The organism is Mesorhizobium sp. CNPSo 4661 (assembly GCF_057784215.1).
Genome location: NZ_JBWGIO010000051.1, coordinates 1 through 9,630, shown reverse-complemented (window position 1 = coordinate 9,630; position 9,630 = coordinate 1). Strand labels below are relative to the sequence as shown.

Annotated in this window: 4 protein-coding genes and 1 pseudogene; 1 reads left to right on the top strand and 4 read right to left on the bottom strand. The window is 56.9% G+C overall.

Annotated features, from left to right (window positions below; genetic code table 11):
- Nucleotides 1–651 precede the first annotated feature (651 nt).
- The 4 genes from AC0YKC_RS33515 to AC0YKC_RS33500 form a co-directional block, all read right to left on the bottom strand.
- Nucleotides 652–1,467 carry an HAD family hydrolase gene (locus tag AC0YKC_RS33515; protein WP_488514183.1) on the bottom strand — a complete coding sequence of 272 codons (816 nt, stop codon included), beginning with the start codon at nucleotides 1,465–1,467 and terminating at the stop codon, nucleotides 652–654.
- Nucleotides 1,468–1,699: 232 nt separating this feature from the next.
- Nucleotides 1,700–2,782, bottom strand: coding sequence for a cysteine protease StiP domain-containing protein (locus tag AC0YKC_RS33510; protein ID WP_488514184.1), 1,083 nt, complete (start codon nucleotides 2,780–2,782; stop codon nucleotides 1,700–1,702).
- A gap of 86 nt (nucleotides 2,783–2,868) precedes the next feature.
- Nucleotides 2,869–4,047: a phosphoribosyltransferase domain-containing protein gene (locus AC0YKC_RS33505; RefSeq protein ID WP_488514182.1), complete on the bottom strand. Its 1,179-nt coding sequence runs from the start codon at nucleotides 4,045–4,047 to the stop codon at nucleotides 2,869–2,871.
- A gap of 788 nt (nucleotides 4,048–4,835) precedes the next feature.
- The gene (locus AC0YKC_RS33500) at nucleotides 4,836–5,300 is read right to left on the bottom strand and encodes a hypothetical protein (protein WP_488514181.1); all 465 of its coding nucleotides are present in this window, start codon (nucleotides 5,298–5,300) and stop codon (nucleotides 4,836–4,838) included.
- A gap of 485 nt (nucleotides 5,301–5,785) precedes the next feature.
- Between AC0YKC_RS33500 and AC0YKC_RS33495 the strand changes: the two are divergent.
- A pseudogene (locus AC0YKC_RS33495) lies at nucleotides 5,786–9,630 on the top strand (hypothetical protein); the annotation flags it as partial.

Sequence of the window (9,630 nt, the reverse complement as noted above, 5' to 3'; positions counted from 1 at the left end):
GGGCCAGATACATGACCCTGGAAACAATCAGCCAGATGAGCGATGATCCCATGATCAGCCTGCCAGCCGTGGCGCGCTGATCAGCCCGGCCCATGCCGGAGAGCACGGCGACCAATGCCGCCAACTACACTACGCCGCGGGACACGATCGCACGCCCTGCGAAGGAGCATTCCCACCCGAGCTGAAAAAGCAGATAACTCATTTCTTGTGAATGATTTTGACCAGAAAGTTCCGACGCAGGGGACCGTCAAAAATTACACTTCAAAGGGAAAATCGCCAAAAAATATCTTTGAAGTTGCGCGGACTATCGGAACCAGTCGGGCGACTTTGCAACTCGCCACCGGGCCACATATCGACTCCCGCAAGGTGCCACTTGGTAAGTTAGAGGTTACGTGGGCAACTCGCAAAAACGCAAAAACTCAAAACTCGCCATCCAAAACTATCAATCTCGCCTCAGCTAGCGCAGTCTGGCGCGCTTCGCAGCACATCTTCAGAGCGGCGTTGGCATGACGGTCGGCTGCAAGAAGGACCCGCCCAGTGCATGGCAGAGTGGCAACCCGTCAACGTGGGCAATTGACATTCGCCATACAGGCCTCAGCCAGTCAGAGTCAGATAACGTGACATCACCCGCGGTGGGGCATGATTTTCCTTTCAAGCAATGCCCGCAAAAAGCGTCTTCGTTGGCTCGTTCAGCATCGCCGAAATCTGCGAGCGCGATGGCGCACCCCACCAGTCGCACAAATTGAGATAGCCGAGATCGCTTGCACTGTCGCCGAATCCGATCGCTGGCCTATCTTCAGACTCCGACCGGAGTTTCTTCAGGAGGAACTCTACTGCCCGGCGCTTTGAAACAGGCGGGGGAATGAGCGCGAAGTTGTTTCCGTTGTGATGCCGTATCCAACCCGCATCGTCGAACTCAAATTTCAGTTCTGCCAGCCTCTTGCCATCACCATTATTTTCTTTGAAAACGACATATGTGGCCATCCCCCTTTCTTCTACGATCCACGAACGAAGAGACATCTTGCCAGCTGCCGCTACTTGCCGACCAATTTCAAGTACCTTATCCAGTGCCTTCCTGTGAGGAATCAGTTCCTTAGAAATGACATCGTGCCATTCCTTTAGATGCGTGCCGTCCGGCTGAAGGATGACAGCGCCGTTTGCAACAATTGCATAGCTGTTGAACGCGATCTTGACGTTCCCGTAGGCCGTCGTGCCACGTGCGGTGACGGGAATGACTTGTGACGTACCCAGCAGCCAATCGATCATCGCAACCTGGCGTGGCGTCATCATGGAATGATGTCCGTTCAAGGAGACCGCAGCTAGCGCCAGTTTATGCTGGCTGCCTTTCGGGCACTTTGCACGTGTTTGGAACAATGTGTCATCCAGATCAGCAAAGACGATTGGCTGCACGGCGTGATCTGCGGATCTGGTGGGTTGATCAGGCAATGCACTCGATCCGTCATCCATGTTTGGAAATCCGTTTTCGTCACTCGGAAAGGTACCGGGCAGATGAATTTGGTTTTGCGTTCACATTTATGCCAATCGCTTCCCTCAAACGACGGCCGGCCCTCTTATAATTGCAAAAATGACGTCGTGCCCGCCAACAACCAGCAAGCAGGATGAATCGAAACGCCTGCCACTCGCTCTGTCCTGTTGAGCGGTTCCGGAGTTTGGACCAAGATGCGATATAATCAAATTTCTAAACCTTTTTTATCAAAGTAATGGCGCGATATGGCTGGATATTTTCCGGAACGACTTGGAAGGGGACTTTCCTCTCCCGGATCAAATACCGTAGCGCCGCCAGGTCAGGGTCCTCAACAGAAGAGAGGAGTGCAACTTGAGGCTTGCGGCGCAGAATTGCTCGCGTGGCTTCAGCAATTCCTGGCTTGATCCTATTAATATTCTCAACGGCAAACCGTGCAGCAACTCGATTAATTGCCTCCCGCGATAGTCTCTGATGTCTTGAGCGGTCGTTGTCTATCCACTGCGCGACATCATTAGTATGGTCTAGCGCGGTGACGGCATGTGCCCATACATTATCCACGAAAGCAGCTGAGATATCATGGGACGCCAAGTGATTCCATCGGACTGTACCGTGAAAATCTTCCGGACCTGTGACGTCCTCGTTCAGTATCGAGCGGCTGATCAGCCCCGACACGGTGCTCCCGAGTATTCCCGATGGAATGAGCCAGTCCTCGGGCGACGCTGCCAGCCACGCCCGGCCACAGGGGTCAGACAAAACCACCAGCTTTGGCGGCTGCGCAGAAAACGAAGGGAAGCTCCGTTCCAGCTCAGCAGAGATGGCGCCTTTGCCCGTCCATCCATCAATAAACAGCAGACCTTCAATGGGGCGCCGCTCAATGATGTGGCGCATTGCATTACTGTCAATTCCGCGGTCCCGTATGACCGAAATGCCAAAGTGTTGCACGTCCTTTCCCATGCGCGACAGAGCACGCTTGAGGAGGACACCCAAAGGCACCCCGGCCCGAACGAGGCTCGCCAACGTGATGGGACCTTTAATCTGATTTGAGATAGTCCGAGCGAGAGCTGCTACTTCGCGTCCCATTCTCGCAGCGCCAACTGCCATCGCGTCGTAGAATATCGCCATGTAGTCGGCTTCGGGGGCGCTTTCGAAAGAAATCATTTCCGAATAATGGCGTAGGCCGGACTGTATCGCTCGCTCCTTTGAAGCGTCGTCGATTGGCTCCAAAATTACGGGCTTCAAGAGAAACGTGATGTCCGTACTACGATACGTACCAGAAAATAATTTACTTCTCGTCACCGGCAATGTAATTCTCCTGCTTCACCTAGCGCAACTTCAAGACTTGAGCGCTATTGACGTATTGAAATTTTGCGTGATGATAATCATCAAATAGCACTTAATCTCTTGGGAATTACGACCGATGCCCTTTCCAAGAAGCGTAGGAGTATAGGGCTTATATACGCTTCACTTGTCTCGGAACACACGATTATTTTGATGTATTCTGATGGGACGACATTGTACAGATAGTTAAATACATTCCCGCCGTAATTGTCTTCAAACGCTATTTTCGATAAAATGGCGTGACCCACCGAAATCGGTGATCGGGTAACCGATGAGTAGTGTACGTTAGCTCCTTCCATCTCCAATTTTTCCGCAAGCAGGAACGGCTGCCAAATGTTTTCTCCTGTACCAAGGACCAGCGTAGCGCCCGACGACGCCGCCTCACCATCCAGTTGAAGTTGGTGCCGGGAGACACCCAACCGAGCCCAGTTGATATCCTTGTCGGGCAAAATGACTTTACCCCCTTTTTTTCCAACAGATGGAACTTCCGGCGCGTCGATGTTCAAACCGTTTGCATACCAGCGGTACCGCCCGGAAAGGATTGACGCGCGCTTCACGTTGGCTGCGATTATCTGTTCGACAGCACCATCTGACCAATCCGTAAGCGTAACGAGAACCGTATTTCGAAGGTCCGACCTGATGCTGGCAGGCAGAGCTGCGAACAGATTGCCGAATGTTTTTCCGGTCGACGTTTCATCGTCAATTACCACAAGCGTCCGGGCGTTCTTGACCATCGAGACCAGGCCTGGCTCGAGCGGCCAGTGTACGAAATGTCCTGGCGCGTGACTGTGCTCCTCCTGGAATTGACAGATTAGGGGCAAACCTAGTGCGTGTCTGGTGGTGCAAATGTAAACAGTGTCGTCTCGTTCATATTGTTCTGAATATTGCTGGTGCACGCCCGCTCCCAGCCCGACTGCAGTTTCGGCCACGCCTATGAACAGGATTGGCCCTTCGAGATCGGGTGAAATTTGGTCGGCCAGAAGTGTGTACGTCTTTCGCATCAGCGAAGGCCGAACGGGACTGTGACGGCCAAGCAGCTTAGAAGCAAACAGGAAAGACCGTTTGGGATTGATGCGCTCCGCGAACCCGAACGTTGCCTCGGGGGGCAGTAGGCTGCGATCGATCTCAACCGATATGGTTCCGCGGGCTAGTTCGGCAGAAAGATACCTTTTATGTGCGTTGTCCAAATGTCCCACCGGGGCCTTTGATTTGGGGGTTGTCACGGGTAACTTCTCGTGCAGAGGTGAGTAGACGCAGGTTCATGCACACCAGCTACAAACGCCAGCGCTCTACCGCCAATGTCACACCTTTGCTCCTTTTGGGACTACGCCTGGGTCGACGAAATTCTGGAGCGCGAGATCGCCGTCTCAGTCCCCCGCTGAAGCAAGAAGTTTGGCCCAGTACGTTCAACGACTGCGTACGAAGCGGCCGGCTCCGATGAAGTTTGGCATCTGGACGAAGTCCTCATCACCATCCCCCGGGAAGAACTTGGTAGTGGCGGACTGTCGATCAGGGGAGACACGTCCCCGGCGAGATCTTCCAGAGCCGCCGCAAAATGCCGCCAGGTGCCCGATAACCATGTGCAAGAGGATCTGACACCGGAGCATCATCACCGACAACCAGCCATCAACAACAGAGCCGAGAATTCTTACGAGCCGCTGCGAAAGGTAATTCCGTGCTTCTGGGCCAATCGCCATGTCATCTCCGTTGGTTGAGGCAAAACTGTTACAGCGGCTTCCCAAGGTTGATGTGCAAGTGAGGTGCCATCCTGCGGACGCAGCTGCGCGCTGATACGCAAGTTGGGCCGGCGCACCTTCACGTCGCGCTTTTCCTTCTTTTTGCGTCGAGGGCTGCGCATGAAATGCAACACATTTCGCTCTGGTGCGCCTGTTCGATAGTCGACAGTTTTGGGGCAATAGCGACAGGGCGTTATCAACTTAACTCGCGGTAGGATTTGCGGCATAAACGCGACGGGATGAACACCGCAACCGTGGCCTACAAGCGCCATCCTTCAGCGGCGGCCGAAGGCCAGGACTCCGGCAGTGTAGGTCTCCACCACCTTGCTGAAGGGCTGGTTCGCCCCGCTATAAAGGATGGCCCGGTGCCGAAGCACCTCGTGGGGAATGGCCAGCGCCCCCTTACCCTCCGCCGGCAATGGCGCGTCCATCTCCCATCCCCTGGGCAGCGGCGACCACAGCAACTCGGCGCTAATGGTCTGTCGGCGAAAGTGCAGCGGCTGGACCACCTTGCCGAAGGGCTGGTTGGTGGTGCCGAGTATCTGGTTCATCTGCGGTGTGAGCCGCGACGGGACGTACCAGTTATATCGGCTTCGGAGAGCACTACCTCGCCACAGGCGAGCTGCACACGGCGGTGCCGAACGGGTTCGTCGGCTGATGCCCAATGCCTCACGGCCATTTTCCGGCAGCAGTTTGTCATCGCCCTTCACGCGACGGGCGACGATCTCGGCGCCAGCCACACCATCGTTCCAGCGTGAGCGTGGCACTGGGGTTGGCTGAGCAGGTCAGCGTTGAAGGTTTCCAAAAGGGCCAGCGCCTGGGTGCGCGAGGCCGTGTCGTTGGTGAAGGGGCCGTGGGCCTCGGAGGGTGACGAGACCGTCACCGCCGTGCTTTGGATCGTGCGCACGGGAAGCCCGTGGCGTGACCTTCCAGCGTTTTTCTGAGGTTGGAACACCGTATTTGTCTATGAATCTTCGATCTATCGGGTCTTGACCGCGAAGCGCGCGGGCACATGCACCGCGCTCGAGGCGCGTTGTCGTGATCAGGTTGTCGACAGCTTCCCCATTTAACAAAACAGACAGGGTTGGTCGCACTGGACGAACATCGGCTGCCGATGCTCACGGCGCATGCCTGCCGAGGGCTGTTAAAGGGTAGTTTGTTCCTGATTTTCCGGTACGTCAAATCCAGCCCAGCCTCGAAGGCCTATTTTTGAAGGGAGGGACGGATGGATTTCGCCTCGACGAATTGGGTGCGTGTAAAGTCGGACAGCGCGGGCCGGCAAGCGAGTTCACCCGCGGTGCCGTCCGCAGATGCGGCGACCTTTGAGCGGCAGCTGAACGAGATCGCCAATTCACGTGGCGGCAGAGCAATGCCGGCGGCCTCGACGTTGCCGGTCCAGTCAGCTGGGGTTTTGATAGGGCACAGCAAGGAGCCTCTTTATTCCGAGGATGCTCGCCTTATTTCGGGGCTTGAAAAGGGCCTCCGCCGCGGCAATGCCGCCTATCCCACCGCCAACGCCTATGTATACTCTCTTCGCAGCTTCAGCCGCCGGCTCTTCGCAAATAAAAAAGATCCGATTGCTGCTCGGCTCGACGACCAGTCGCTCACCGATGATGCGCGCGAGGCCATCGAAAAGGGTCATCACAAACGACTCCTTCCGGCAATAGACCATCTCCGGACCTTCCAGTCGACGGGCGGAATCGCGCCGATCAAAGGTTGCGGTAATCTAAATCCTCACCCCCAGGACGGGGTCCTCATCGAAGAGTACAAAAACCAAGCAGTGACACCGACGCGCAACGTGTATGCAGCTGTTCTTCGCAATTTCAGTGACTACCTGCGTGAGAACAACAAGCCGGGCATTGCTGGTCGGCTTTCGGGCACGTCGTTGGACGGCGATGTCAAGAGCTATAGGAAGGACGGCGGTGATCGGAATATCGGTCCCGCACTGGCTGATCTTCGAAAATCGCAGGCAGGCGCTAAAGCGATGGAAATCGAGCGCCATATTCCCCTCGTTCCCGCTGCCGAAAACGCGGTCCGGATGGAGCCGATGCCTGTCGGCAGCGCCGCTGCGCAGCACAGCGCGTCGCAGGGCGCGAACAGATGGCCAGATGAGCTGCATCCCATAGAAAGCTACGATCAGGATTTGCTTTGGGAGATGATGGACAAACCCGGACCGTCGTCATCTCTCGAGCCAGCCGCACGCCATGACCAGTCATCGGATCCCCGAGAGTCCATTCCTCACTTGAACTGGGTGTACGACCACCAGCAGTTCCCCGACAAGCCGATAGGTGCATTTGCCAGCAGCAACCTTTTGCCAAGCGGGGAAGTCGTAATCAACGATGAGGGTGTCGCCAATTCAGGTGGAGGTAGTGGAGCAATGCCGGCCTCCTGGGCGCTGCAGCCGGCTCAGTCAGCTGGAGTTTCGAAAGGGAACAGGAAGCAGCCTCTTTATTTCGAGGACGCTCGCCTCATCTCGGAACTCGCCCTCAGCAAGGGCAACGCCAACGCCTATGTATCTTCTCTTCGCAGGTTCGGGCGCTGGCTCTTCGCAAATAACAAAGATCCGATTGCTGCCCGCCTCGACGACCAGTCGCTGACCGATGATGCCCGCGAGGCCATCGATAAGGGTCATCACAGACGACTCCTTCCGGCGATGGACCATCTCCGGACCTTGTCGATGGGCGGAGTCGTGCCGATCGAAGGTCGCCCTGAGCTAAATCCTCACCCCCAGGATCTGGCTCTCATCAAAGAGTACAAAAACGAAGCAGCAACATCGACCGGCAGCCGGTACGCAGCTCTTCTTCGCAGTTTCAGTGACTACCTGCGTGAGAACAACAAGCCGGGCATTGCTGCTCGGCTTTCCGGCACGTCATTGGACGGCGATGTCGAGCGCTATAGGAAAGACGCCGCGGGTGATCGGAATATCGGTGCCGCACTGACTGATCTGCGAAAATCGCAGGCAGGCGTTAAAGCGATGGAGCTCGAGCGCCATATTCTCCCCGTTCCTGATTCACCAAAAGCGGTCCGGATGGAGCCGATGCCCGTCGGCGGCGCCGCTGCGCAGCACAGCGCGTGGCAAGAAGCGGACAGGTGGCCAGATGAGCTGCCTCCTGTGGAAAGCTACGACCAGGATTTGCTTTGGGAGATGATGGACAAACCCGGCCCGTCGTCATCTATCCAGCCAGCCGCGCGCCAGTTCCCCGACAACCCGATCGGTGCATTTGCCAGCAGCAACCTCCTGCCAAGCGGGGAGGTCGTCATCGACGATGAGCGTGACACAGCTGGGTTGCGGCCAGCGAAGAGGCCGAGGCCCCTGGACAATCTACACGGTCTTGCCATTGAGCGGCAGCTGAGCGAGATCGCCAATTCAGGTGGAGCAATACCGGCGTCCTCGACACTGCGGCCGGCTGAGTCAGCTGGAGTTCGGATAGGGCGGCGCAGGCAGCGTCTTTATTCCGAGGACGCTCACCTTATTTCGGGACTTGAGAAGGCAGTCCTCGGGGGCAATGCCATCAATGCCACTGCCTCCGCCTATGTATCTTCTCTTCGCAACTTCAGCCGCTGGCTCTTCGCAAATAAAAAAGATCCGATTGCTGCTCGGCTCAACGACCAATCGCTGACCGATGATGCGCGCGAGGCCATCAAAACGGGTTATAATGTGAGACTCCGTCCGGCAATGGACTATCTCCGGATTTTCCAGTTGACAGGCAACGTGCCGATCACAAGCCGCGCTGAGCTAAATCCTCACCCCCAGGACGTGGCTCTCATCAAAGAGTACAAAAACGAAGCAGCGCCAGGGACCGGCAGCAAGTATGCAGCTGTTCTTCGCAGTTTCAGTGACTATCTGCGTGAGAACAACAAGCCGGGCATTGCTGCTCGGCTTTCCGGCACGTCATTGGACGGCGATGTCGAGATTTATAGGAAGGGCGCCCGTGATCGGCATATCCGTGCCGCACTGGCTGATCTGCGAAAATCGCAGGCAGGCGCTGACGCGATGGGGCTCGAGCGCCATATTCTCCCCGTTCCTAATCCCGCAAAAGCGGTCCGGATGGAGCCGATGCCCGTCGGCCGCGCCGCTGCGCAGCACAGCGTGTCGCAGGGCGGCGCGAGCAGATGGCCAGCGGAGCTGCCTCCTGTGGAAGGCTACGATCAGGATTTGCTTTGGGAGATGATGGACGAACCCGGCCCGTCGTCATCTCTCCAGCCAGCCGAGCGCCTTCAGTCAACTGGAGTTTTGATAGGGCGGAGAAAGCAGCCTCTCTATTCCGAGGACGCTGGCCTCATTTCGGGGCTTGAGAAGGCCCTCTTCGAGGGGAATGCCACCGATGGCACTGCCGACGCCTATGTATCTTCTCTTCGCAGCTTCGGGCGCTGGCTCTTCGCAAATAACAAAGATCCGATTGCTGCTCGGCTCGACGACCGGTCGCTGACCGATGATGTGCGCGAGGCCATCGAAACGGGTCATAATGGGAGACTCCGTCCGGCAATGGACCATCTCCGGAACTTCCAGTCGACGGGCGGAGTGGTGCCGATCACAGGCCGCCCTGAGCTAAATCCTCACCCCCAGGACGTGGCTCTCATCAAAGAATACAAAAACGAAGCCGCGACCGGGACCCGCGGCCGGTATGCAGTTCTTCTTCGTAATTTCAGTGACTACCTGCGCGAGAGCAACAAACCGGGCATTGCTGCTCGGCTTTCCGGCACGTCATTGGACGACGATGTCAAGCGCTATAGGAAGGACGGCGGGGGCAATCGGAATGTCGGTGCCGCACTGGCTGATCTGCGAAAATCGCAGGCAGGCGCTAAAGCGATGGAGCTCGAGCGCCATATCCTGCCCGTTCCTGATCCAGCAAAAGCGGTCCGGATGGAGCCGATGGGCGTCGGCAGCGCCGCTGCGCAGCACAGCGCGTCGCAGGGCGCGAGCAGATGGCCAGAGGAGCTGCCTCCCGTAGAAAGCTACGATCAGGATTTGCTTTGGGAGATGATGGACAAACCCGGCCCGTCTCTCGAGCCGGACCCGCGCCAGTTCCCCGACAAGCCGATCGGTGCATTTGCCAGCATCAACCTCCC

Coding starts and splice junctions, on each gene's coding strand:
- AC0YKC_RS33515 (WP_488514183.1), bottom strand. CDS start 1,467: ATGGATGACGGATCGAGTGCATTGCCTGATCAACCCACCAGATCCGCA.